This window comes from Gordonia iterans (assembly GCF_002993285.1).
GTDB classification, from domain to species: domain Bacteria; phylum Actinomycetota; class Actinomycetes; order Mycobacteriales; family Mycobacteriaceae; genus Gordonia; species Gordonia iterans.
In genome coordinates this window covers 1,839,348-1,863,099 of the sequence record NZ_CP027433.1, presented here as the reverse complement: position 1 = coordinate 1,863,099, position 23,752 = coordinate 1,839,348, and the positions used below count along the sequence as shown (strand labels likewise).

Here is a 23,752-nt window from a genome sequence, read left to right as displayed (position 1 = left end):
ACACCGCGTTCCTACCGTGGTCCACATCAGCCCTGAGGAAGGACCCCGCGATGAGCAAGACCGTCGTCGTCGTCGGCCATGGAATGGTCGGCCACCGCTTCATCGAAGCCCTGCGCACCCGTGACACCGACAACACCTGGACGGTGATCGTGCTCGGCGAGGAGGCCGATGCCGCCTACGACCGCGTCGGCCTGTCGAGCTACGTCGGAGAGTGGGACCGTTCGTCGCTGGCCATGCCCGGCAACGACTTCGCCGACGATCCTGCCGTGGAGTTGCGTACCGGCGTCCGAGTCGAATCGATCGATCACGCCGCACACCGGGTGCGCACGGACACAGGCGAGACCATCGCCTACCACGCGCTGGTGCTGGCCACCGGCTCGTACGCGTTCGTCCCGCCGGTGCCGGGCCACGACGCACCCGGGTGCCACGTGTACCGCACCCTCGACGACCTCGACGCCATCCGCGCCGATGCGGAGGCCTCCCTGGCGCGCGATCCGGACGCCGTGGGCATCGTCGTCGGCGGCGGACTCCTCGGACTGGAGGCGGCCAATGCCCTCCGTCAGCTCGGCATGCGCCCGCACGTCGTCGAGATCAACCCGCGGCTCATGCCCCAGCAGGTCGACGAGGGCGGCGGCGAACACCTCGCCCGGATGATCGGCGAACTGGGGATCGACATCAGCCTCTCCTCGGGCACCCAGAGCATCGAGCCGGCCGACGACGGCGGACTGACCGTGACGCTCGCCGGCGACGTGCGGGTCGAAGCCGGGCTGCTGGTGTTCGCCGCCGGCGTCCGCCCCCGCGACGAGCTCGGGCGCGAGTCGGGCCTGGCACTGGCCGAACGCGGCGGCATCCTCACCGACGTCACCTGCGCCACCAGCGCACCCGACGTCTACGCGATCGGCGAGGTCGCCGCGGTGGAAGGCCGCTGCTACGGCCTGGTCGGACCGGGCTACGCGACCGCCGAGGTGGTCGCCGACCGCTTGCTGGGCGGGGACGCCACCTTCCCCGGCGCCGACCTGAGCACAAAACTCAAGCTGCTCGGCGTCGACGTCGCCAGCTTCGGCGACGCGCTCGGCGCCACGCCGGGTTCGCTGAACGTGGTGGTCAGCGACCCGGTCGGCGGGACCTATTCCAAACTGGTGCTGTCCGACGACGCGTCGACCCTGCTCGGCGGCGTCCTGGTCGGCGACGCCAGTTCGTACGGCATGCTGCGTCCGCTGGTCGGTTCGACGATCCCGGGCGATCCGGTCGCCCTGATCTCCCCGGCCTCCGAGGGCGGCGAGGCGCTGGGCCTGTCCGCACTCGGCGACGACGCGCAGATCTGCTCGTGCAACGACGTCTCCAAAGGCACGCTCTGCTCGGCGATCGCCGACGGGTCGTGCACGGTCGCCGACCTGAAGAAGTGCACCGGCGCGGGCACCGCCTGCGGCTCGTGCGTGCCCCTGCTCTCGAAGCTGCTGAACGAGTCCGGCGTCGAGCAGTCCAAGGCGCTCTGCGAACACTTCGGCCAATCCCGCGCCGAACTCTTCGAACTGGTGCAGGCCTCCGGGATCCGCACCTTCTCCGGGCTCATCGAGCGTTTCGGCACCGGCACCGGCTGCGACATCTGCAAGCCGACGGTCGCCTCGATCCTGGCGTCGACCAGTTCCGATCACATCCTCGGCGGCGAGCAGGCCACCCTGCAGGACACCAACGACGCGTTCCTGGCCAACATCCAGCGCAACGGCACCTACTCGGTGGTGCCGCGCGTGCCCGGCGGGGACATCACTCCCGAGCACCTGATCCTGATCGGCGAGATCGCCCGCGACTTCGGGCTGTACACCAAGATCACCGGCGGCCAGCGCATCGACATGTTCGGCGCCCGCGTGGAGCAGCTGCCGCTGATCTGGAAGCGCCTGGTCGACGGAGGGATGGAGTCCGGGCAGGCGTACGGCAAGTCGCTGCGCACGGTCAAGAGCTGCGTCGGTTCGGACTGGTGCCGATACGGACAGCAGGACTCGGTGCAGATGGCCATCGACTTGGAGCTGCGCTACCGCGGCCTGCGTTCCCCGCACAAACTCAAAATGGGCGTGTCGGGCTGCGCCCGCGAGTGCGCCGAGGCCCGCGGCAAAGACGTCGGCGTGATCGCCACCGACGCCGGCTGGAACCTGTACGTGTGCGGCAACGGCGGCATGACCCCCAAGCACGCGCAGTTGCTGGCGAGCGACCTCGATTCGGCGACGCTCGTCAAGTACGTCGACCGCTTCCTCATGTACTACATCCGCACCGCCGACCGCCTCCAGCGGACCGCGCCCTGGCTCGAGGAGCTCGAGGGCGGCCTCGACCGGCTGCGCGAGGTGGTGGTCGACGACGCCCTCGGCCTGGCCGAGGATTTCGAGGCCGCGATGGCCCGGCACGTCGAGGGCTATGCGTGCGAGTGGAAGGGCGTGCTCGAGGACCCTGAGAAGCTCAGTCGTTTCGTCTCATTCGTCAACGCGCCCGAATCCCCCGACCCCACCGTCGAATTCGGCGAGAACAACGGCCGCAAGGTCCCCGTCCTGCTGGGCGAGCCGGCCTTCCCGCGGCCCGTCCGCGCCACCGAAGGAGCCTGACATGTCCCTCAACTTCGATCTGTCCCGCTGGACGCGCGACTGGACCGCCGCGTGCCACATCGACCGCTTGGAGCGCTTGCGCGGCGCGGCCGTCCTGCTCCCGGACGGCGCCCAGGTGGCGCTCTTCCGGCTGGCCGACGACCGTCTCAAAGCCGTCGGGAACATCGACCCGATCGGCCGGGCGGCGGTGATGTCACGCGGCATAGTCGGCGACCGCAACGGCTTCCCGGTGGTGCAGTCGCCGCTGAAGAAGCAGGCGTTCAGCCTGATCGACGGTCGTTGCCTGGACGCCGACGGCGTCTCGATCCCGGTGTACGGCACGCGGATCGGTCTGGACGGCATGGTCTACGTCTCGAACACGCCACAAGTGCGCTTCGGCATCCGTCCGCCAGCGCAGACGAAGCCCGCCGCCACGACCGCCGAGGTGTGACATGACCGTCCTGCTGACCGCGCACGGCACCCGCAATCCGCACGGAGTGGCGATGATCGGCGACCTGGCCGCGGCGATGTCCCGCCGGCTCGACCTGCCGGTACGCGTCGCCTTCGTCGACGTCCTCGGGCCCACACCGAGCGACGTGCTCGCCGAACTGCCCGCCGACCAGCAGGTGGTCGTCGTACCCGCCTTCCTGGCACGCGGCTATCACGTGCGCGCCGACCTTCCCGAACACCTCGCCGCGGCGGGCCATCCCGGCGCGGTGCTGACTCCCGCGCTGGGCCCGTCCCCCGCCCTGGCCGAGGCCCTCGCGGCCCGGCTCCGCGAGGCCGGTGTCCGTCGCACCGATGCCGTGGTGCTCGCCGCGGCCGGGTCGTCGGACCCGCAGGCCGTCGCCGACGTGCGCCGGGTGGCCACCCGGCTGGAGTCGTTGCTCGGCACCCGGGTGTCGATCGGCTTCGCCGCGCCGCCCGCCGACTCGGCGTACCCGGGCATCGACGACGCAGTCCGCGAGGCACACCGCCGCAACGGGCGCTGCGCAGTCGCGTCGTACCTGCTCGCCGACGGCCTGTTCCAGCGCCGCCTGCACGATTCGGGCGCCGACGTCGTCGCCGAGCCGCTCGGCCTGCACCCGAGGGTGGTGGGTCTGGCCTGCCGACGCGTCCTCTCGGCGCAACTGATCGCCAAGACTGCTCGGACCCACGCCGGGTAGTCGCCGGTGCTGCCGACTGTCCACCGAAGAGCCGGGGCGCGAGGAGTGAATCTCCCTCGCGCCCCGGCTCTGTCCGGCACCCACGACGAGGTGCGGGAGCGACTCACACCGCCAGGCGATACCCGCGTTTGACGACGGTCGCGATGATCTCGCGGGCGCCGAGAGCAGTGCGCAAGCGGCCGATGGCCACCTCCACCGCGTGCGGATCGTCACCGCCGGCCGGGAGCAGCTCGAGCATCTCCTCGCGGGAGAGCACTTCTCCGGGCCGATCGGCCAGTGCTTTGAGCAGCGCGAGACCGGTGGCGGAGACGTCGCGCTCCGCGCCGTCGACGACGGCGGCGGCCGCGCGCACGCCCAGCGTGTGCCCGGCGACCTCGAGCTCCGGACGGCGGCGCGGCAGATCGTCGCCCACCAGCCGGGCCAGCGCGCCGAGACGCATCCGGTCCGGGGCCACGCTCGGCACCCCGATCGCCTCGAGCGGAGCGGCGGTGACCGGGCCGACGCAGTACACGACGACCCGCGTCGACAGCGCGTGCCGGAGCGGATCGCGCAGACCCAGTTCCTCGGCACGGATCAGTACCGAGGCGACGGCCGGCGCCGAGGTGAAGGTCACCGCGTCGACACGGCCACCCGCGACATCGGTGATCAGCGCATCGAGGGCGGAACGGTCGTCGGGGGTCTTCCATCGGTAGACGGGCACTTCGATCACCTGGCCGCCGAGCGCGCGCAGGCCGTCCAGGAATCCGGGATTGGGATCCCAGTTGTCGGTCGCGCCGTGCAGCTGCACCGCCACCCGGCGTCCGTCCAGATCCTCCGGCGACAACATCGCGAGGAGTTCGGCAGACGACTCCGATTCCGGGGACCACTCCTCCCGCAGACCCGCGGCCCGCAACGCACCGGTGGGCTTGGGCCCGCGGGAGATCACCCGGGTCCCGGCGAGGCCGGCGAGCAGATCCTCGGCCAGACCCCAGCCGTCGGCGGCCTCGATCCAGCCGCGGAACCCGATGCCGGTGGTCGCGATGAGCACGTCCGGCGGATCGGCGATGAGTTCCTCGGTGACCGAGCGCAGCGTCACGTCGTCGTGCAGCGGGACGATGGCGATGGCGGCCGCACTCCGCACGTGTGCCCCCCGGCGGGCCAGGAGCGTCTCGAACTCGTCGGCCCGGCGAGCGGCGGTGACGGCAACGGTGAACCCCGCCAGCGAGGGCGGGGCCGACCGTTGCGCCGGAACGTCGTTCGTCATGAACCCAGTTTCGCAGACACCGCGTCCGCCGGTGCCGCTGCGCCGCTGGGAACCCGGATGTACATCCGCCAGGTGACGACGGCGGCGACGGCGTAGAACGCCGCGAACACCACGAACGCCGTGGTCGCCGCGCCCGTCGACGAGTACGACTGACGCAGGACCAGGTTGATGCCCACGCCGCCGAGGCCTCCGATGGCGCCGGCGATGCCGATCACCGCACCGGACATCGACCGCGAATAGGCTGCGCGGCCCGCTTCGTCGAGCGGGAGCGAGCGCGACGCGGCGTCGAACACCGACGGAATGATCTTGTACACCGAGCCGTTGCCCATCCCGGAGATCACGAACAGGATCACGAAGCCGACCGCGCACATCGCGATCGACGCCGAACCGGCGACCAGCACCACGGCGCCGGCGATCATCCCCAGGAACACCCCGAAGGTCACGTTGCTGCCGCCGAAGCGGTCCGCCAGTTTGCCGCCGTAGACGCGGCTGATCGAACCCAGCAACGGGCCGATGAACGCGATCTGGGCGGCGTGCAGGGCCGCCTCGGCAGCGGTCTGGCCGTCGGCGCGGAAGTTCACCGCCAGCATCTGGCCGAACGCGAACGAAAAGCCGATGAACGAGCCGAAGGTGCCGATGTACAGCAATGAGATGATCCAGGTGTGCCGGTTGGCCAGCGAGGCCTTCATCGCGGCCATGTCGACGCCGGGGCCCTCCAGATTGTCCATGTAGAGCGCGGCCCCGATCGCGGCGATCACCAGGAGCACCAGGTAGATCGCGCAGACCCAATACGGCTGCCGGTTGCCGGCGACGGCGATCACCAACAGACCGAAGATCTGCACGGCGGGCACGCCCAGGTTGCCGCCGCCGGCGTTCAGGCCCAGCGCCCAGCCCTTGAGCCGCTGCGGGTAGAAGGCATTGATGTTGGTCATCGACGACGCGAAGTTTCCGCCGCCGACTCCGGTCAGTGCGGCGACCACCAGGTACATCCACAGCGGCTGGCCGGGGTTGGCCAGCAGCACCATCGTCGCGACCACCGGGATCACCAGCACCACAGCCGAGAAGACCGTCCAGTTCCGGCCGCCGAAGCGGGTGGTCGCCATGGTGTACGGGAACCGCAGCAGCGCACCGACGAGGGTCGCGACGGCGCCGATCAGGAACTTGTCGCCGAGCGAGATGCCGTAGACGTCCTCGGGCATGAACAGCACCATCACCGACCAGATCGACCACACCGAGAAGCCGATGTGCTCGGCGGCCACGGACCAGATCAGATTGCGTCGAGCGATCTTCGACCCGCCTGCGTTCCACGCCTGGACGTCTTCGGGGTCCCAATCGGTAATCGTGCGAGATCGTGTGAGCTTCACGGGAGTTCCTCCATCTGTCGCCGGCGGTGCACCGGCTCCAGGCGAAGGTACGAAGGCATTGTTTCGCGGTGCCTGACCCGACGGTCTCCGCGAAGTAATCAGATTCTCTCCGAACGCCCCTCACCGCTGTGAGGCGACGGGGCACGACGTCAGGATCCGGTCACCGCGGGCAACCAGCGCCCCCGCATCCCGACCAGGACCAGCACACTGAGCAGCACCAACCCGACGGCCATCGCGATCGCGGCCTCGTCGTCGCGCTGCAGGGCGAGGAAGATCGCCAGGGGCATGGTCTGCGTCACACCCTCGACGTTCCCGGCGAACGTCACCGTCGCGCCGAACTCGCCCAGCGCCCGCGCGAAGCACATCACCGCTCCCGCACCGATCCCTGCCCTGATCTCCGGCAGCGTCACGTGCCAGAAGGTGGTCGTCCGGCCCGCCCCGAGGGTGTAAGCCGCCTCTTCGGCTTCGATGTTGCGGCTGCGCAGCGCGGCCTCGACACTCACCACGAGGAAGGGCATGGCGACCACTACCTGCGCGATCACCACCGCGGCGAAGGTGTAGGTCGGAGTCCAGTCGAACCAGGCGTCCAGGTACCTGCCGAGCAGACCGCGACGACCGAACAGCGTCAGCAGAGCCGTCCCGATCACCACCGGCGGCATCACCATCGGCACCACGATGAGCAGCCGGACCAGTCGCGTCGGACGGATCGCGTCGGATGCCAGGACGGCCGCGAGCGGCACGCCCAGCACCAGTGCGCACAGTGTGGCCAGCGCCGCCGCGCTCAGCGAGAGCCACAGTGCGGAGACCGCCGACGGCGCCGTGAGCAGGGCCCAGATCCGCCCCCACGGCGCCGCCCACGCCAGGGCCACCAGCGGCGCGACGAGTGCGGCCAGGCCGAGAATCCCGGCACCGGTGATCGGTGCCGGGAGTCTCGCGTTCGGCTGACGGCGGGTCACGCCGGCAATCGCGCTGTCGTCGTCGTCGCGATTACGGAGTCCCGAAGCCGGCGTCGGACAGGATCCTCGCACCCTGTTCGGAGGTCAGCAGGTCGACGAAGTCCCGGCCTTCGTCGGTCAGCGCGGACGCCGGATACTGGACGACCGGCGCGTTGGGGATCTCGATCGTCTCGACCTTGTCGCCCGCGGACTTCGCATCGGTCGCGTACACCAGGGCGGCATCCGCCTCGCCACTGGTGACCGAGCCGAGGGCCGCGCGCACGTCCACCGCACGGCTGATCGGATGCGGGGTGCCGCCGGCAGCGGAGATCGCCTGTTCAGCAGCACGGCCGCACGGCACCTCGCTGGCGCAGATCACCGAACGGTTCCCCGTCGTCGTGAAGTAGTCCAGGCCCTTCACGTCCCCCGGATTGCCCTTCGGCACGACGATCACGAGCGTGTTCGTGGCGACCACCACCGGGTCCTCGGCGACCCCGGCGGCCACTGCGTCGTCCATCGTCTTCGTGTCGGCGGTGATCAGCACGTCGGCTTTGGCTCCCGATTTCAAGCGCTGCACCAGCGCCGACGAGGCGGCGGCGTCGAGCTGGACGTCAGCTCCCGAGTGGTCGGCCTTGTACGCCTCGGTCAGCGGATCCATCACGTCGACGAGGGAGGCCGCGGCCATCACCCGAACGGTGTGCCCGTCGTCGCCGGTACCGCACGCGGTGACCGAAGCCCCCATCACCAGTACGGCGCCGATCGCCATGGCGGGCCCGAACATCCTGCGCCACTTCATCTCTGTTGAGCTCCCTCTGGTCACCGGCCCGCATGCCGGCCTGCGAATGATGTTCCCTCAGCGTGCGGCGGCGCGCACCTCAACCGCCGGCGAACGGCGGGAGAAGGTCCACCTCGTCACCGATCGGCGCGGCGTCGTCCCGAAGGAGACGATCCTCGTCGAGAACGGCGGAGAGCCGCGCCAGATCGCCGGTGCGGGGTCCGTGTCGCTGCGCGATCGCCTCCCGGAGGCCGCCGACGGTCGCCTCGGCGACCTCCAGCCGTTCGCTGCGGCATCCGGCGCGATCGACCAGCGCGGCGAAGTAGGTGACGGTGATCGTCTCAGCCACCGATCGCCCCCATCGGCCGCCGCGGATGCGTGAGCACGTCCGCGGGCAGATGGCCGGGCGACTTCCGCCACGTCACCTCGCGCCAGGCCGCCGCCAGCGCCGCGTCGTCGCCGCCGCCGCGCAAGACGGCGCGCAGGTCGATCTCGTCGTCGGAGAACAGACACGGCCGCACCCGGCCCTCCGCGGTGATCCTGGTGCGATCGCATGCGCCGCAGAACGAGCGGCTCATCGACGCGATGATCCCCACGGTCCCCGGCCCGCCGTCCACACGCCACCGCTCGGCGGGAGCGCCCGGGTCCTCCCGACCGACGGACTCGAGGGCGAAACTATTCCCCAGCACCTCGAGCATCTCCGCCGCGGTGACATAGTCGTCTCGGTCCCAGGCCCCCTCCGCGTCGAGCGGCATCGCCTCGATGAACCGCAGCTGCAGACCTCGATCGAGACACCAGCGCAGAAGATCGGGTGCACCCGAGAGCGTTTCGCGCAGAGCGACGGCGTTCACTTTGACCGGCGCGAGGCCCGCGGCCACTGCGGCGTCGATCCCGGCGATCACGTCCGGCAGCCGATCGCGGCGGGTGACCGAGGCGAAGAGGTCTCGATCGACCGTGTCCAGGGAGACGTTGATGCGCGAGAGTCCCGCTTCGGCCAACGCGGCCGCCCGCCGGTCCAGGCCGAGTCCGTTGGTGGTCAGCGACACCGGCAGATCCGGGTGGTGCTCTCCGATCCCGCCGACGATCGCTTCGAGATCCTTGCGGATCAGCGGTTCGCCGCCGGTGAGCCGCACCTCGCCGATGCCGAGGTCGTCGACCGCGACGTCGACCAGCCGGATCACCTCGGCGGCCGAGAGCAATTCGTCGCGCGGCATGATCGGCAGTCCCTGTTCGGGCATGCAGTAGCGGCACCGGAGATTGCAGGCCTGAGTCAGGGAGATCCGCAGGTCCCGGGCGCGCCGACCGAGACCGTCCACTAGCACGGTCGTCTCCGGCGCCCCCATCAATGTCACCCTCTCGACGTTAGCAGCGATCTGCTTCGCGTCCTCGCCCTTCATGTCCGGCGAGCCGGTGTGCCGGCCCGGCTAGGGTTGACGACGTGACCCGCAGATCGATCACCGAGCACCGCGCCGCGGTGGGCGCCCACCTCTCCGGGATCCGGCGTACCGAGAAGGTGCCGGTCGCGGTGGCCCTGCGGCGCATCACGGCCCGGCCCGCGCATGCGCCTCACTCACTACCGCTCTTCGACAACTCGGCGATGGACGGCTTCGCGGTCCGGGCCGCCGAGGTCCAGGCCGGCACGGAGCTGCCGGTGAGCGGGCGGATCTTTGCCGGAGACCCGGCGACGGAGGCGCTGCCGCCGGGCACCGTGATGGCGATCATGACCGGCGCCCCGCTGCCGGGCGGCGCGGACGCGGTGGTGCCCGTGGAACAGACCGCCGAGCACGACGGCCGCGTGCGCTTCGACGCCACAGCTGCTCCCGGGGCGTTCGTGCGGCCGGCCGGCGACGACGTGAGCGCCGGTGCGCGCGTGGTCGATGCCGGCGTGCGATTGGCCCCACGGCATCTCGGGGCGCTCGCCGCGTCGGGAATCGCCGCCGTCGAGGTCTACCGCCGGCCGACGGTCGCGGTCATCTCCACCGGGAGCGAGCTGATCCGCCCGGGAACCGAACCGACCGGCGGGCAGGTCTTCGAGTCCAACTCGATCGTGCTCTCGTCGCTGGCGAGCGAGCACGGCGCCCAAGTGGTCTTCGTCGCGTCGGCGCGCGACGACGGCGATTTCGAGACCATCCTCACCGCGGCCTGCCAGGACGCGGACCTGGTGCTGACCTCCGGCGGCATCTCAATGGGCGAGCGCGAGCCGGTCCGCCAGGCTCTGTCCGGACACGGCTGGTTCGGTCCGGTGGCGATGCAGCCGGGCGGGCCGCAGGGACTGGCCACCTGGCGAGGCACCCCGGTGTGCTGCTTCCCCGGGAATCCGGTGAGCGTCCTGGTTTCCTTCGAGGTGCTGCTGCGTGACCATCTACGCGACCTCGGCGGCCTCGCTCCGGTGCCGCACGGCCGCGCACGCCTGCTCCGGGACGTGCCGTCGATCGCCGGGAAGACGCAGTTCCTGCGTGGCGTGCGATGCCCGGAAGCGGGCGACGTCGAAACCGTCGCGCCGGGAGCGGAGCGAGCGGGCGACATCGAAACCGTCGCGCCGGGAGCGGAGCGAGCGGGCGACATCGAAACCGTCGCGCCGGGAGCGGAGCGAGCGGGCGACATCGAAACCGTCGCGCCGGTCGGTGGCGCGGGCAGCCATCTCGCGGTGAGCGCCGCATCCGCCGACCTGCTGATCGAGATCGACGCCGAGACCACGCACGTGGCCGCCGGCACGGAGGTGACCACGTGGCCGCTGACCTGAACTCCCCCGGACCGAACGCCGGGAACTCCGCGGGTTCGACGGGTTTGACGCACCTGCGCGCAGACGGGACCGCGGCGATGGTCGACGTCTCCGGCAAGGCGGTCACCGAGCGCACCGCGATCGCGCGCGGTGTCTTCGTCACCACCGCCGCTGTGGTCGATGCCGTCCGCGGCGGCGGCGTCGCCAAGGGTGACGTGCTGGCGACGGCGCGGATCGCGGGGATCATGGGCGCGAAGAACACGTCGGTGCTCATCCCCCTCTGCCACCCGCTGCCGCTGTCCCGAATGGCCGTCGACTTCGAGCTGCTCACCGACCAGATCGTCGTGTCGGCGACGGCCAAGACCACCGGCCGGACGGGTGTGGAGATGGAAGCGCTGACCGCCGTGTCGGTGGCCGGACTCACCTTGCACGACATGGTCAAAGCCCTCGATCCGGCGGCCCGAATGACCGACGTCGGCCTCCAGGAGAAGTCCGGGGGCAGGCACGGTCACTGGACCCGTGACTCACCTGCTCCCGCGCCGGCCGGCGCGCCCGCCCCAGGGCGGGTTCACCTCCATCCGGGTCGTCGTGCGGTGGTCCTCGTCTCGTCCACCCGGATCGCCGCCGGCGAACGCAGCGACCGCACCGGACCGGTGATCGCCGAGTGGCTGGGCCGGCGCGGATTCGAGGTCGACGGACCGATCGTGGTGGCCGACGTCGAGTTCGGGTCCGCGTTGCGGTCCGCGCTGGCGGAGGCGCCCGCCGTGGTCGTCACCACCGGTGGCACCGGTCCCACCACTGACGACAGGGTGCCCGAGGAGACGCGCCCGCACCTGGACGCCGAGCTTCCCGGAATCGCCGAAGCGATTCGCGAGAAAGGCCGTGCGGCAACCCCTTTCGCGTCATTGAGCCGAGGACTGGCGGGGCTTGCGGGCGGCAGCTTCGTCGTCAATCTGCCCGGGTCGCCGGGCGGGGTGAACGACGGCCTCGAGGTACTCGGGCCGCTGCTCGATCACCTCTTCGATCTGGCCGAAGGGACCGGGCACCGTGACTGACATCCGAGACGAGGCGCTCGATCCGCGCCTCTGCGAGACCAGAGTCCGCACCGATGCGGACGGGGCCCTGGTGACGTTCACCGGAGTGGTGCGCAACCACCACGGCGGCCGCCGGGTGCGCGCATTGCGTTACGAGGCGCACCCGGATGCGGACCGGTTCCTCCAGCAGGTCCTCGACCGCCATCGTTCCGCGGAGGTGCGGGTGGCCGCCCAGCATCGCATCGGAGACCTCGCCGTGGGCGACCTCGCCGTGGTGGTCGCGGTCGCCGCCCCGCACCGCGGCGCCGCGTTCGACGTCTGCGAAACGGTGATCGACGAGATCAAGTCGGCGGTACCGATCTGGAAGTACGAGACCTACGCCGACGGAGAGTCGGAGTGGGTCGCCGCCTGCCAGAGTTGACAGGCGATCGGCAGGTTCCGACCAGGGCCGGTCCAGTTTGCGCTCCTAACTTCGTTCTTGTCCGACGGTGATGAACACCGAAGCCGGACAAGGAAATCGAATCCGATCGCAAAGGAGCAAGACATGGCACATGGATCGAACCGCCAGGGAAACCGTCAGCGCCGCTCACCCCAGCAGCCGCAGCGGCGCCGTCGGCAGCGCGTGTGGAACCGCCACACCCGCCGGTGGATCTGGCAGTGGGTGTGAGTATCGCGTCTGGCTGACTCCAGCTCGTGCGCGCCGGACCTCTCTCCCTGGTTCGGCGCGCACGGCGCGTCTGACGCACGTTCCCACCGCACCCGATCGAGAAGGTCGATGTCACCCGTCACAGTGTTCACCCGATTCCGCTCGGAGATCCTCTCCGAGCGCCGACGCCTCGTTCTCGCGGCGCTCCTGCTGCTGCTCGCCGCAGCCGCCGACGCCGTCGGGGTGTTCGTCCTGTCCGACTTCGTCGACGGCGCTCTCGAAGCGACGCATTGGACCTCGTTCGCCCAGCTGGCGCTGATCTGGATTGCGCTGACCGCCGCCTCCTCGGCGGCCGACTACCTCGGCGCCGTGCTGTCCACCGCGGCCTCGGAGAACATCGTCCTACGTCTGCGGACACGCGTGTTCGCTCATGTCCAACGGCTGTCGCCGGCTGCACATCGCCGCCGCGGCCTAGGCGACCTGGTGGTGCGCCACTCCTCCGATCTGGAGGCCCTCGAGCACCTGATCAGCTCCGGGATGCTCAGCGTGACCGTGTCCGTGGCGAGCGTCACCGGGCTGGCCGTCGCGGCGTTCATCATGAGTCCACCCGTCGCCGGTGTGGCACTGGCCGCCGTCCCCGTGCTCTGGGCCGTCTCGAGTCTCTTCCGCCGGGGCCAGCTGCGGGTCTCCCGAGACGAGATGGAGGCCAGCAGCGACATCGCGGACGCGATCACCACCGCGGTGTCGGGCCACGAGACCACCGTCGCCTACAACCAGCAGCGCCGCGAGGCCGAGCGACTGCTCTGGAGCGGACGCCGCTGGGCCCGCGCGCGGCTGGGCGACGCCCGCGTCGAGGCCGGGTTCGGCGCGGTGACGGGCACCGCCGAGATCATCGTCACGCTGGTCGTGACGATCACGGGAGTGTGGCAGGTCCGCCAGGGCGAGCTGACCATCGGCCAGTTGCTGGCGCTCACCGGCTACCTCGCCATGTTGCACCCCAAGCTGCAGGAGATCGCCGATCTGCGCCTGTCGATCGTCTCGACGGGAGTGAGCGCCGAACGGATCGTCGACCTGCTCGACGAGCCCGTACACCTCGACGACGGCGAGGTCGTCGCACTTCCCACGGCCACCGGCCCGGTGGAACTGCAGTCGGTGACGTTCCGGCGCGGCGGCCGCACCGTCCTGGACGGTGTGGACCTCACGCTGTGGCCGGGGCGGATCACGGCGCTGGTCGGGCCTAGCGGGGCCGGCAAATCGACGGTGGCAGCGCTGCTCACCAAGATGGAGTTTCCCGACTCGGGCCGCATCGTGCTCGGCGGGAGCGATTACGCCGGCCTCAACGGACCCACCGTGCGGGACCATGTCACACTGCTGCCGCAGACGCCCACCATCAAAGCCGGCACGGTGGCCGAGAACATCGCCTACGGGCGACCCGGCGCCAGCCGCGCCCAGGTGGTCGCCGCCGCCGAGGATGCCGGCGCGCACGAATTCGTCAGTGCGCTGAGCGACGGTTACGACACCGCACTGGCCGACGGCGGCGTGGAACTCTCCGGAGGTCAGCGGCAGCGTCTGTGCATCGCGCGCGCCATCCTGCGGGACACGCCGGTGCTGGTCCTGGACGAGCCGACCGCCGCACTCGACGACGACGCGGTGGACGGCATCGTGGGGCCGCTCCGGCGCCTCACCGCGGGCCGGACGACCCTGCTCATCAGCCACGACCCTCGACTGATCGGGATCGCCGACGACGTGCTCACCCTGCAGGCTGGTCGCGTGACGCCCCGTCGAGGTCGTGGAGTGGTCGCGGACTCCGCGAGCGCCTGGACCGGCGACACCGCCGCTCAGGCCGAGGGATCCAGCTGGTACACCCCGAGTGCGTCGTCGACGATGGTGCCGAAGTAGAGCACGCCGTCGCGTTCGGCGACGCTGGTCACGAATGTGTAGTCGACGCCGGCCGGGCGAACGTCGTGCACCAGTTTCCCGTCGAAGTCGAAGGCGATCGCCCACACCACGTCGTCCGGGGAGGGTCCGAGGCGCTCGGGCACCCGGGACAGGATCTTCCGTGCGCGCAGCGGCAGCTTGAAGATCCCTTCGAGCACCGGATTGCGCGGCGAAGCGAGCGCGCACCAGATCAGGCCGTCGCTGCCGATGGACATGTTGTCGGGGTAGCCGGGCAGGTCGTCGAGAAGCACCTCGGACTCGCCTGCTCTCGGTCCGGTCAGCCGATAGCGCGTGATGCGGGAAGCGCCCGTCTCGGCGACCAGAACTTCGGATTCGTCGGGGGCCAGGACCAGGCCGTTCGCGAACTGCAGGTCGTCGAGCAGGACGTCGACGGCGCCGTCGGGGCTGCGTCGGATCAGCCGGCCGGTCCCCTGGTGCTCGATGATGTCGCTGCGCCAGGCGTCGATGCGATGGCGCTGGGACGACGCCGTGAAATAGATGGTCCCGTCCTTGGCCGCCACCGCATTGCTCGCGAAATGCAGCGGGCGGCCGTCGATCTCGTCGACGAGGACGGTCGGGCGGCCGCGCCCGCCGTCGAGGCGGAGCAGGCCCCGGTCGTGGTCGCAGAGCACGATGGAGCCGTCGTCGAGCACTTCCAGGCCGAGCAGGTGACCCGCGGTGTCGGCCAGTACTTCCACCTCGCCGGAGTCCGGCGTCACCGAGATCAGCCGTCCGTCGTCGAGGCCGGCCAAGACGCGGCCGTCCGGAAGACTCACCACGTCCTCGGGTCCGTGACCGGGAAGCGCGATGCGTCGGAATCTGCTCACATTCACTTCATATCAGGCCTGACCGGTTTCCGCTCGTGCCGAAGGTCCTGACCTGCTGCGTTCGCCGCACACGAGCCACGGATCCTCCTCGGTGCGGATAGTGACACAGTTTCATAGTCTCGTTGTTGCATAGTGCGTTGGTGCATGGTTAGCTGTCGGTATGGCTTTGGAACACGCCATCCTGGTGTCGCTGGCCGAGCGACCGGGAACGGGCTACGAGATCGGGCAGCAGTTTCAGCGCTCGATCGGCTACTTCTGGTCGGCGACGCACCAGCAGATCTACCGCACTCTCAAGAAGCTCGATGCCGACGGACTGGTCACCTACACCGACGTCGCGCAGGACGGTCGGCCGGACAAGAAGGTCTACACGCTCTCTCCGGCCGGTGAGGCCTTGCTCGCCGAATGGGTGTCCAGCCCCACCCCGGTGATCCCGCTGCGCAGCGACCTCGGAGTCAAGATCCGAGCCGCAGAATTCGGCGACCTCGCCGCGGTCATCGGGGAACTGAAGTCCCATCGCGACGAAGCGCAGGCGATGCTCGACCTGTACCGGGGATTCGAACGCGACTACTACCCGGAGCCGGACGCCCTGACCGGCCGCAAACTGCACCAGTACCTGGTCCTGCGCGGCGGCGTCCGCGCGTCGGCCGCGACCGTGGAGTGGTGCGACGAGACCATCGCGGGTCTGACCCGCGAACTGAACGACGAATCCGCCGCCGGCGCCCCGCAACCCACCACTGCACGTCCGGTGGTCGAGTAGTCCGAGCCGCTAGGCGAGGACGTATCGAGACCCCCGGTCGCCACACGAGAAAGGCACCGTCATGGCAGCCCCCACGACCGCCCCGAACCCCCACTACCCCAAGCTCTTCGAGCCGCTGCAGATCGGCGGTATGACGCTGCCGAACCGCGTCGTGATGGGGTCGATGCACACCGGTCTGGAGGACCGCTTCTGGGACACTCCGAAGCTCGCCGCCTACTACGCCGAGCGCGCGCGCGGCGGCGTCGGACTGATCATCACCGGCGGGTTCTCGCCGTCGCGCACCGGGTTGCTGGCCCCGTTCGCGGGCAAGCTGACCAACCATGCCGACGTGCTGCGCCATCGCGAGTTCACCAAGGCGGTCCACGCCGAGGGCGGGAAGATCGCGATCCAGCTGATCCACGCCGGCCGGTACGGGTACACGCCGTTCAAGGTCGCCGCGGGCAGCGAGCCGTCGCCCATCCATCCGTTCAAGCACATCACGATGACCGAGCAGATGATCTGGCACGTCATCCGGTCGTTCGGCGAGTCGGCCCGGCTGGCCCGGCGCGCCGGGTACGACGCGATCGAGCTGATGGGCGGAGAGGGTTACCTGATCAACCAGTTCCTCTGCCCGCACACCAACGACCGCACCGACAAGTGGGGCGGGAGCACCGAGAACCGGCAGCGATTCCTCATCGAGATCGTCAAGGCCGTCCGGAAGAAGGTTCCCCGCGACTTCCCGGTGATCCTGCGGCAGTCGGTCGCCGACTTCGTCAAGAACGGGCAGACGTTCGACGAGATCGCGCTGCTCGCCGGCAAGGTAGAGGCCGAAGGCGTCGACGCCATCAACACCGACATCGGCTGGCACGAGGCGCAGGTGCCGACCATCGTCACCTCGGTCCCCCGCGGCGCCTTCGTGAAGTTCACCGAGCGGCTGCGCGACGTCGTCGACATCCCGCTGATCGCATCGAACCGGATCAACACTCCCGAGTTCGCCGAGGAGATCCTGGAGCGCGGGCGGGTCGACGCGGTCTCGATGGCACGACCGCTGCTGGCCGATCCGGACTTCGTCACCAAGGCCGAGCAGGGCCGGTCCGACGAGATCAACACCTGTATCGGCTGCAATCAGGCGTGCCTGGACCACGCCTTCGTCGGCAAGAAGGTCTCGTGTCTGCTCAATCCGCGCGCGGGTCGCGAGACCGTGCTCACCCTGGGCCAGACCCGGCACGCCAAGCGCGTCGCGGTGATCGGTGCCGGCCCGGCCGGACTGTCCGCCGCGGTGTCGGCGGCCCAGCGCGGTCATCGTGTGGACCTCTTCGAGGCCGGTGACTCGATCGGCGGACAGTTCTCCATCGCCGCCCGGATCCCCGGCAAGGAAGAGTTCAACGAGACGATCCGCTATTACAACCGGCAACTGGAGATCAACAACGTCACGCTGCATCTGGGCGCCCGGGTCGACGCCGAGCAGATCATCGGCGAGGGCTTCGACCAGGTGATCATCGCGACCGGTGTGGTTCCCCGCGTCCCGGACATCGCCGGCATCGACCATCCGATGGTGATGTCGTACGCCGACGCCGTGCTCGGCCGACGGGAGATCGGCAAGCGCGTCGCGGTGATCGGCGCGGGCGGCATCGGATTCGACGTCACCGAGTTCCTGACCACCGACGAGTCCCCGACCCTGAACCTCAAGGAGTGGGAGCAGGAGTGGGGCGTGACCGAAGATCTCGACACCCCCGGGTTCGTCACCAAGCCGCGCCCGCTGCCGGCCGCCCGTCAGGTGTACATGGTGCAGCGCAAACCCGGCCGCCAGGGCAAGACCCTCGGCAAGACCACCGGCTGGGTCCACCGCGCGGCGGTCAAGATGAAGGGCGTCGAGCAGATCTCCGGCGCCACCTACGACCTGATCGACGACGACGGCCTGCACATCACCCTCCACGATAAGGAGGGCAACGAGACCGGCAAGCGCGTCCTGGAGGTCGACAACGTCGTGGTGTGCGCCGGACAGGAATCGGTCCGCGACCTCGTCGACCCGCTGACCGAGGCCGGCGTCACCACGCACGTGATCGGCGGCGCGGATCTGGCGTCGGAGCTCGACGCCAAGCGCGCCATCCGCCAGGGCACAGAGGTGGCCGCCGGACTCCCCTGACCCGCGCTGATCGATCGACCCCCACCGATACAGCGACCCCGCTGATCGAGCGACCCCCACCGATAGAGCGACCCCGCTGATCGAGCGACCCCCACCGATACAGCGACCCCGCTGATCGAGCGACCCCCGCTGATTGAGCGATCCCGCTGATCGAGCGGAGTCGAGATCACCCACGCCGATCGAGCGGCCCCGCTGATCAAGCGGAGTCGAGATCACACGGAGCCGCAGCGGCACCCCTCGGCGCCGCTGCGGCAATCGCTCGTCACACGCACCGGAAGTTCTTCGTGCTCCAGTACAGCGCACGCGGTGTATCCGGCGTCGCCCGTGCAAAGCGCTCCGTCCGGATATAGGTCACCTCCACGTAGTCGTAGTGCTCCAGAAAGTTCGGTGCGGTCGAGAACACGACGATGCACCCGGCGCCCCTTCCGGGGGTTACTGCGTAGCGCACTGCGTCGACCCCGTTCCGGTTGACCAGATACGAGGCCCCACCCATGTTCCAGAAGTCCCTCGTCTGGGCACGATTCAGCAAGAACCCTTCCCAGCGACGGGGCTTGAGGTTTCCCGCGTCGCCGGATCTCACGACGCCGCTCGACACCGTGGGAAAGTACTGCGTGTACCGCGGCGCAGCCTTTGCCTCTCCGTCCGTCGCCACGACGCCACCCACGGCGAGGCCGCACACCGCTGCGACCGCCACCAGCACCCGAATCACTCTGTTCATGATCCCACTCCTCCCAATTCGACTGTTGAAATTTCCTCTCGAGTTCGAACCTCCGTTTCTCAGATTTCCTTTAGGCACTTCGCCAGCGATAGCGACTCGACTACCCGATCACTCCATTGCAACTACGCATGACGCCGACTCCACCTCCCGCACCATGCAATACATCGAGGCCATCTGCGTAGTCCGACGATGAGATCCAGGTAGTTCATCAACTATCGCGACGGACAGCCCCTTGTGCACGCTGGACGAACGGATGCCTCAACGCCCACACGGAACAGGATCGCCATGCGCAGGACAGCAAAGCTGCGTGCCCGCGGGGTAGCGGCAATGGCCGGGACATCTCTGGTCGTGTGCGCGGGCACAGGCCCGGCTCGTGCTGACGACGCCGCCACCTCCCCCGAGGCCATGCACGACCACTGGACGAACTTCATCCAGAACATCCTCACGCATCTCGGAGCGCTGCTGTGGCAGGGAGTGCTGATCCTCGCGGCGGCGCTAGTACTCGCTCGACTGGTCGCCGCAGTACCCGGTGTGGACCGGAAGCCGGGCAGTAGGGAGCGGCGGGCACTCATCGCTCGGGGCGGGGCGGTTTTCGGAATCGCCTTGGTCTTGTTTCCCTTGCTCTACGGGAGCTGGCGGCCTCACGACGCCGGGGTCCTGGTGCTCCTTCTCGCCCTCGGAGTCGGAGCCGTCACTTGCTTCGCCCGCACAATCAGCACGCGAAAGCGAGTCCTGATCACCGAAGTCTCCGACGCGAAGGACTTCGACCGACCGACCACCCCAATGAAGGTCGCTGCCGCACTGGAGGGGATCAGTCCTTCGTCGGCCTCGGGCATAGAGGTTCCGAATGGATTCGACGCCCATGTCTTGGAAGGCGCCGCGATCTTCGAGCTCGGCACCAGCCTTGCCGGCAAGGTGCTTAAGGCCTTCGCCGCGATCATCGGCTTCGCTCCGTGGAAGGTGTACTTAACACGCGGCTCTGGTGAAAACGACACCACCGTCAGCTTCCAGATCACCCGCAATGGCAGAGCCGTTCATTGCTGCACCCTGCACGCCCACGAACTGAGCATCGGCGGCGTCCAGATACCACCTGAACACATGGTCGCGGCCGCAATCCTGGTCAGCCTCGCCGAGAACTACCGCAACGACGACGCCTGGCTGGCTGGTGCGACTCAGTGGCGGAGCATCGGCTGGACCTATGCCGCCGCGACGCTGAAGCCGGGCGAGTCTTCCCGCATCAGCATTCTGCGGCGCGCCGCTTCCGACGATCACGGAAACCTGCAATGCCGCATCGCCTTCCGCAACATCGTCGATCGTCAGGCGACCGCCGCCGAACAGACCGAAGAATACCTCACGTGGCTATCGCGCATGACCGGCGAGATCGGATTGTCGGCCGGAGCGCGCACCCCGGAACCGTCGCCGCCGGCTTGGGAAGCTCCTGAACCTCCGCTGCCGCCGCCGGCCGAACTCCTGCGGCTCCGCGTTCAATGCAGCGCTGCGGCGGTGAGCCTCAATGCGGTCCAACTCTCCTTCGGCCAAGACACGAATGGCGGCGCGGAAACACCCGAAGACCCGCCGCCGCAAGGCCCATCCGAGGCGCTCCGAACAGCCGCGCGGACCAACACCCGGGGGTTCTATCTCACGTGTTTCCGAGCCAGAACCCGACCCGACCTCGGACCGGATTCCCGGCTCCTGGTCGAAGAGCTCAGTCAGGTCAGCGCCGGCCTTCTGCTGATCGCCTATCCCGGGCTTGTCGGATTGAACGACGCCCGGTACGTCGGCGTGGAGCAGAACAACATCGCCCCGATGCTTACCCCGATCAGCAGCGAACACGTCAGGGCAACCTTCGCCTGCGGTATGACCCGCAGCACCACCGTCCGATACAACGAGGCGTGTCGCCTCGCCGTGACTGAACCGACGGATGCCCTAGCCGTCGACATGATAATCAGCCTGCTCAGCGGAAGGCTCCTGCAGGATCCGATACCCCTCAAGCAGTTCAGCCAGGATCCCTTTCTGACCGCCTTCGTCGAAGCTCACGGGGGAGCTCTCCAGCAGTACTGGGACTCGCGGATGGCGCCGGCAGTTCCAGTAGGCGACGTCAGGCAACCGATCCAGAGTGGTAACAGTCTCGCGTACGGCAGGGCTGGTATCCGCGGGAGAACTCCGGTCAACCCAAGCCAAGCGGGCCCGCACTGCTGCGATTGCTGTCCGGCGTAGCGGGCCCCGCCGTCACTCGTGCGAACGACGATCAGCCACACGCGCCAGGAGTTTCTCGCGGAGGCGACTCCGCACCGACGAGACCGACGCGAGAGCAACACCTAGGAGCTCAGCAGACTCGGCCCGCGAGTGCCCTGAAGACATCAGACAGAGCACCTCGAGCTCGCGTGGAGTCAACGCCACCGGCAATTCGGCATCCCGGACGGCCGGAGTGAGGAAGCGCTCGCACTGCTCGCGCAGTTCCGACAGCCGGTTGGTCAACAGAGCCACGGCCTCCTCACGCCGCGCGGGCCGGAGGTTCTCGTCGTCTCGCACTGTGGTGATCGCTTGCGCCAGAGTGTCAGACGCGAACGGGAGATACCCGAGGTCTGCGAACGCCTCCGAGACCCGTACCAGTTCGTCGGCGTCGCGGGCACGCAGCCCCCGCGCGTGCCGCTCCTGCAGGCGTACAAGCCGACCCTCGCAAGCGCCGGCCACGGCGAGGAACTCCGCGATCGCCTTGCGATCACCGAACCGGACAGCCCAGTGCAGCACCGTGAGTGCGTCATAGTGCTCGTCGGCGGTCACACACACCGCAGCCACCGAGCGCAGCGTTGCACACGGACGCGTCACTTCGCCGTGAGCCACCTGAACAGCCGCACGCGCAAGGCGGGGGTTGATGCCCGGCCAGCCGTCGACGGCGGGGCTCACCTGCTCGCACCACGAGGCCGCGCGACGAGCGCCGTCGACGTCACCGGCGACCGCGCAGACCACCGCCAAGTGCATAGCCGTCCCCCGACCGAGACCTGTCCGATCACCGTTTCCGAGAGAGTCCAGCGCGCTCTCACAGTACCGGCGCGCCGCCGCGAAGGAACCGCCTGCCGCTTCGACGAGTGCTGCCGTGCTGCACGCAACCGCACTCGGAATGTGTTGCAGCAATGTCGTTTCCAAGAGCGCTTCGGCTGCGCGACGGGCTGCCGCAAGGTCTCCGTCGGACAGCAGCGCCTGTACGAGCGTGCGCTGTGCGCCAACTTCTGCCAGCGACGAGCCCGGTTGCTGCGCCACCGACCGGCGCACTAACGCGAGGGGTCGGCGCACCTCCCCTGATCTGCGCAGAACCTCCGCTTCCACATGGCGGCCGACGGACGTCCACAGTGACGTGCCCGCCGTCTTCTGCGCCGTTCGCGCGCAGCGAAGAGCGCCGTACTGTGCACCCGAATGGATCAGCGCGAGCCCCCGGAGGGCCGCGAACGCCGAACGGAGCTCCGTGGACTCCACCCGCGGTTCGAACTTGTCGAGCACCGCGACCGCCGCAGCGTGATCACCGTCTCCCGCGGTGTGGTTGATCGCGACGGTGATCGCGTAGCCGGCCAGGTCCGCCTCGCGCAACGAGTCCGGTTCGACTCCGTCGAGCACGGCGAGCGCTTCACTGGCCTGGCCGATGCCGGACTTCGCCCGCGAGAGCTGCAGCAGCGCAGGCAAGCCTGCTCCCCGATCGACGGCCTCCTCCGCCAATCGGGCCGCGAGCGGGAGGTCGCCCAGGAAGTACGCCGTCGACGAGGCTTCCGTGAAGGGCGCCGCATCGAGGGAGATGCCGTACTCCAGACACAGTCGGGCCCGGTGCAACCCGGCGACCGGGGTCGCCACCTCACCGAGCGCGTCGACAAGGTCGACGACGAGCCCGCGGCGCTGCAACTCTCCCAGCTGAGCACGGCGGATCTCGGTGAACATCGCCTGTCCGGGAACAACGAAGTCGTCGAGTGGAAGTACCAGTTCGCCCTCGGCGGCACCGATCCCCTCGGTGAGTCCGAGGCGGTCCACCACTACCCGTGGCAACGGCTCGCACAGACTCAGGAGATCCAGAAGCCTCAGTTCGGCCGGGTCCGCCGACGCGAGTCGTTCCACACCCACGCGCCGCAACTCGTCACTCACCCCCGCCGGCCGACGCAGCCGCCAGACCCTGTCGGCGCCGGACACCAGATCTCCGGCGCGCAGCGCGCCGTCGACGTACTCGATCAGATAGAACGGATTGCCTCCGCACACCCGGTGAATCCGCACGGTATCCGCGACCGCGAGCGGCCCACACAGTCGTTCCTCCACCAGCTCCGTCATCGCGCGAAGATCCAGCGGCGCCAGCGTCACCTCGACGATACCCGCCGCATCCAGCACCGTCCGCAGAGCTGGATCGACGGCGGTCTGTGTCGTGACGAATCCGGCGCCTGCTATCGACGTGAAGACTCGGCCCACGACCGCGGCAGATGTGGAATCCAGGTGTTCGGCCGCCTCGACGACGAGGACCGCTCCCCCGGCGAGCCGTGCGCGCAGCTTCTCCACGATCGCCCCGACATCGTCGCCGGCGTCGATGTGCACCGCGGCGCTCACCGCGCCGAGCGGTGTATCCGCCATCGCGGGCGTTCCGATGATCCAGAACGGCGTCCGGCCCAGAGTCCCGGCGAACTGTCGCGCGAGCGTGGTCTTGCCCAGTCCCGGCGCACCGGTGAGCAGGATCGGGCGCCCAGCCTCCCAGGCCGAGGTCACCGCATCGAACTCGGCGGTGCGGCGGTATCTCCACGCGACCACCTTCGGATTATCGGCCACGACAGGGTCGTCTCCGGACGATTCCGGCGGATCCGGGCGCACACCTTCTGAGCGGCCGACACCCGACGACCGCTGGCACGTCCGCTATCGAGACCGGTGAGCCGGTACGCCGGTGTCGGCCATGTACTTGGGGATGCC

Annotated in this window: 20 protein-coding genes; 11 read left to right on the top strand and 9 right to left on the bottom strand. The window is 69.2% G+C overall.

Annotated features, from left to right (window positions below; all coding sequences use genetic code 11):
* The first annotated feature begins 50 nt into the window (after nucleotides 1-50).
* Genes nirB through C6V83_RS08490 form a run of 3 tightly spaced genes read left to right on the top strand, consistent with a single transcriptional unit; the run spans nucleotide 51 to nucleotide 3,736 of the window.
* Nucleotides 51-2,591, top strand: a complete 2,541-nt coding sequence (gene nirB, locus C6V83_RS08500) for a nitrite reductase large subunit NirB (RefSeq protein ID WP_105942033.1) — start codon at nucleotides 51-53, stop codon at nucleotides 2,589-2,591.
* Nucleotide 2,592: 1 nt separating this feature from the next.
* Complete coding sequence (gene nirD, locus C6V83_RS08495; protein ID WP_105942032.1) at nucleotides 2,593-3,021, top strand: nitrite reductase small subunit NirD; 429 nt, start codon at nucleotides 2,593-2,595, stop codon at nucleotides 3,019-3,021.
* Nucleotide 3,022: 1 nt separating this feature from the next.
* Nucleotides 3,023-3,736 carry a sirohydrochlorin chelatase gene (locus C6V83_RS08490; RefSeq protein ID WP_105942031.1) on the top strand — a complete coding sequence of 238 codons (714 nt, stop codon included), beginning with the start codon at nucleotides 3,023-3,025 and terminating at the stop codon, nucleotides 3,734-3,736.
* Between the two features lie 103 nt (nucleotides 3,737-3,839).
* Here C6V83_RS08490 and C6V83_RS08485 read toward each other — a convergent pair whose 3' ends face one another.
* From C6V83_RS08485 to moaA, 6 genes are all read right to left on the bottom strand, one after another.
* On the bottom strand, nucleotides 3,840-4,979 hold the full coding sequence (locus C6V83_RS08485; protein ID WP_105942030.1) for a uroporphyrinogen-III synthase: 1,140 nt from the start codon (nucleotides 4,977-4,979) through the stop codon (nucleotides 3,840-3,842).
* The gene (locus C6V83_RS08480) at nucleotides 4,976-6,343 is read right to left on the bottom strand and encodes an MFS transporter (protein ID WP_105942029.1); all 1,368 of its coding nucleotides are present in this window, start codon (nucleotides 6,341-6,343) and stop codon (nucleotides 4,976-4,978) included. Before C6V83_RS08480 ends, C6V83_RS08485 begins: the two co-directional genes overlap by 4 nt.
* Before the next feature lie 149 nt (nucleotides 6,344-6,492).
* Complete coding sequence (gene modB / locus C6V83_RS08475; protein ID WP_234353930.1) at nucleotides 6,493-7,299, bottom strand: molybdate ABC transporter permease subunit; 807 nt, start codon at nucleotides 7,297-7,299, stop codon at nucleotides 6,493-6,495.
* Between the two features lie 31 nt (nucleotides 7,300-7,330).
* On the bottom strand, nucleotides 7,331-8,074 hold the full coding sequence (modA, locus tag C6V83_RS08470; protein WP_105942028.1) for a molybdate ABC transporter substrate-binding protein: 744 nt from the start codon (nucleotides 8,072-8,074) through the stop codon (nucleotides 7,331-7,333).
* Between the two features lie 79 nt (nucleotides 8,075-8,153).
* The gene (locus C6V83_RS08465) at nucleotides 8,154-8,402 is read right to left on the bottom strand and encodes a MoaD/ThiS family protein (RefSeq protein WP_105942027.1); all 249 of its coding nucleotides are present in this window, start codon (nucleotides 8,400-8,402) and stop codon (nucleotides 8,154-8,156) included.
* The gene (gene moaA, locus C6V83_RS08460; protein WP_234353972.1) at nucleotides 8,395-9,396 is read right to left on the bottom strand and encodes a GTP 3',8-cyclase MoaA; all 1,002 of its coding nucleotides are present in this window, start codon (nucleotides 9,394-9,396) and stop codon (nucleotides 8,395-8,397) included. The genes C6V83_RS08465 and moaA overlap by 8 nt, the downstream gene beginning before the upstream one ends.
* Nucleotides 9,397-9,491: 95 nt before the next feature.
* Here moaA and C6V83_RS08455 point away from each other — a divergent pair, with 95 nt between their 5' ends.
* The 5 genes from C6V83_RS08455 (at nucleotide 9,492) to C6V83_RS08440 (ending at nucleotide 14,354) form a co-directional block, all read left to right on the top strand.
* A complete protein-coding gene (locus C6V83_RS08455; RefSeq protein WP_234353929.1) occupies nucleotides 9,492-10,796 on the top strand; it encodes a molybdopterin molybdotransferase MoeA in 1,305 nt (434 codons plus the stop codon).
* Nucleotides 10,781-11,830 carry a bifunctional molybdenum cofactor biosynthesis protein MoaC/MoaB gene (gene moaCB, locus C6V83_RS08450; RefSeq protein WP_267893980.1) on the top strand — a complete coding sequence of 350 codons (1,050 nt, stop codon included), beginning with the start codon at nucleotides 10,781-10,783 and terminating at the stop codon, nucleotides 11,828-11,830. Before C6V83_RS08455 ends, moaCB begins: the two co-directional genes overlap by 16 nt.
* A complete protein-coding gene (locus C6V83_RS08445) occupies nucleotides 11,823-12,230 on the top strand; it encodes a molybdenum cofactor biosynthesis protein MoaE (RefSeq protein ID WP_105942024.1) in 408 nt (135 codons plus the stop codon). Before moaCB ends, C6V83_RS08445 begins: the two co-directional genes overlap by 8 nt.
* 123 nt (nucleotides 12,231-12,353) lie before the next feature.
* A complete protein-coding gene (locus C6V83_RS18950) occupies nucleotides 12,354-12,476 on the top strand; it encodes a hypothetical protein (protein ID WP_267893978.1) in 123 nt (40 codons plus the stop codon).
* Between the two features lie 108 nt (nucleotides 12,477-12,584).
* Nucleotides 12,585-14,354 carry an ABC transporter ATP-binding protein gene (locus C6V83_RS08440; protein ID WP_105942023.1) on the top strand — a complete coding sequence of 590 codons (1,770 nt, stop codon included), beginning with the start codon at nucleotides 12,585-12,587 and terminating at the stop codon, nucleotides 14,352-14,354.
* Here the strand turns inward: C6V83_RS08440 and C6V83_RS08435 are convergent.
* Nucleotides 14,294-15,220, bottom strand: a complete 927-nt coding sequence (locus C6V83_RS08435) for an SMP-30/gluconolactonase/LRE family protein (RefSeq protein WP_234353928.1) — start codon at nucleotides 15,218-15,220, stop codon at nucleotides 14,294-14,296. The two genes, C6V83_RS08440 and C6V83_RS08435, sit on opposite strands and share 61 nt — an antisense overlap.
* A gap of 160 nt (nucleotides 15,221-15,380) precedes the next feature.
* On the opposite strand from C6V83_RS08435, the gene C6V83_RS08430 reads away from it, so the two are divergent.
* Nucleotides 15,381-15,977, top strand: a complete 597-nt coding sequence (locus tag C6V83_RS08430) for a PadR family transcriptional regulator (RefSeq protein ID WP_105942022.1) — start codon at nucleotides 15,381-15,383, stop codon at nucleotides 15,975-15,977.
* Nucleotides 15,978-16,038: 61 nt separating this feature from the next.
* Nucleotides 16,039-18,102 (top strand): NADPH-dependent 2,4-dienoyl-CoA reductase, encoded by a 2,064-nt coding sequence (locus C6V83_RS08425; protein WP_105942021.1) that lies wholly within the window; start codon nucleotides 16,039-16,041, stop codon nucleotides 18,100-18,102.
* A 262-nt stretch (nucleotides 18,103-18,364) separates the two neighbouring features.
* Here C6V83_RS08425 and C6V83_RS08420 read toward each other — a convergent pair whose 3' ends face one another.
* Nucleotides 18,365-18,820 carry a hypothetical protein gene (locus tag C6V83_RS08420; RefSeq protein WP_105942020.1) on the bottom strand — a complete coding sequence of 152 codons (456 nt, stop codon included), beginning with the start codon at nucleotides 18,818-18,820 and terminating at the stop codon, nucleotides 18,365-18,367.
* A gap of 285 nt (nucleotides 18,821-19,105) precedes the next feature.
* Between C6V83_RS08420 and C6V83_RS08415 the strand changes: the two genes are divergently transcribed.
* Nucleotides 19,106-21,037, top strand: a complete 1,932-nt coding sequence (locus C6V83_RS08415; protein ID WP_159067478.1) for a hypothetical protein — start codon at nucleotides 19,106-19,108, stop codon at nucleotides 21,035-21,037.
* A gap of 12 nt (nucleotides 21,038-21,049) precedes the next feature.
* Here the strand turns inward: C6V83_RS08415 and C6V83_RS08410 are convergent, their stop codons facing one another.
* Nucleotides 21,050-23,614, bottom strand: coding sequence for a LuxR C-terminal-related transcriptional regulator (locus C6V83_RS08410; RefSeq protein WP_105942018.1), 2,565 nt, complete (start codon nucleotides 23,612-23,614; stop codon nucleotides 21,050-21,052).
* Nucleotides 23,615-23,752 lie beyond the last annotated feature (138 nt).

Bases quoted from the DNA above. Each gene is read 5' to 3' on its own strand.
- nirB (WP_105942033.1), top strand. From the start codon at position 51: ATGAGCAAGACCGTCGTCGTCGTCGGCCATGGAATGGTCGGCCACCGC.
- moaA (WP_234353972.1), bottom strand. From the start codon at position 9,396: ATGGGGGCGCCGGAGACGACCGTGCTAGTGGACGGTCTCGGTCGGCGC.
- C6V83_RS08440 (WP_105942023.1), top strand. From the start codon at position 12,585: ATGTCACCCGTCACAGTGTTCACCCGATTCCGCTCGGAGATCCTCTCC.
- C6V83_RS18950 (WP_267893978.1), top strand. From the start codon at position 12,354: ATGGCACATGGATCGAACCGCCAGGGAAACCGTCAGCGCCGCTCACCC.
- C6V83_RS08420 (WP_105942020.1), bottom strand. From the start codon at position 18,820: ATGAACAGAGTGATTCGGGTGCTGGTGGCGGTCGCAGCGGTGTGCGGC.
- modA (WP_105942028.1), bottom strand. From the start codon at position 8,074: ATGAAGTGGCGCAGGATGTTCGGGCCCGCCATGGCGATCGGCGCCGTA.
- C6V83_RS08415 (WP_159067478.1), top strand. From the start codon at position 19,106: ATGCGCAGGACAGCAAAGCTGCGTGCCCGCGGGGTAGCGGCAATGGCC.
- C6V83_RS08485 (WP_105942030.1), bottom strand. From the start codon at position 4,979: ATGACGAACGACGTTCCGGCGCAACGGTCGGCCCCGCCCTCGCTGGCG.
- C6V83_RS08490 (WP_105942031.1), top strand. From the start codon at position 3,023: ATGACCGTCCTGCTGACCGCGCACGGCACCCGCAATCCGCACGGAGTG.
- C6V83_RS08430 (WP_105942022.1), top strand. From the start codon at position 15,381: ATGGCTTTGGAACACGCCATCCTGGTGTCGCTGGCCGAGCGACCGGGA.
- C6V83_RS08425 (WP_105942021.1), top strand. From the start codon at position 16,039: ATGGCAGCCCCCACGACCGCCCCGAACCCCCACTACCCCAAGCTCTTC.
- nirD (WP_105942032.1), top strand. From the start codon at position 2,593: ATGTCCCTCAACTTCGATCTGTCCCGCTGGACGCGCGACTGGACCGCC.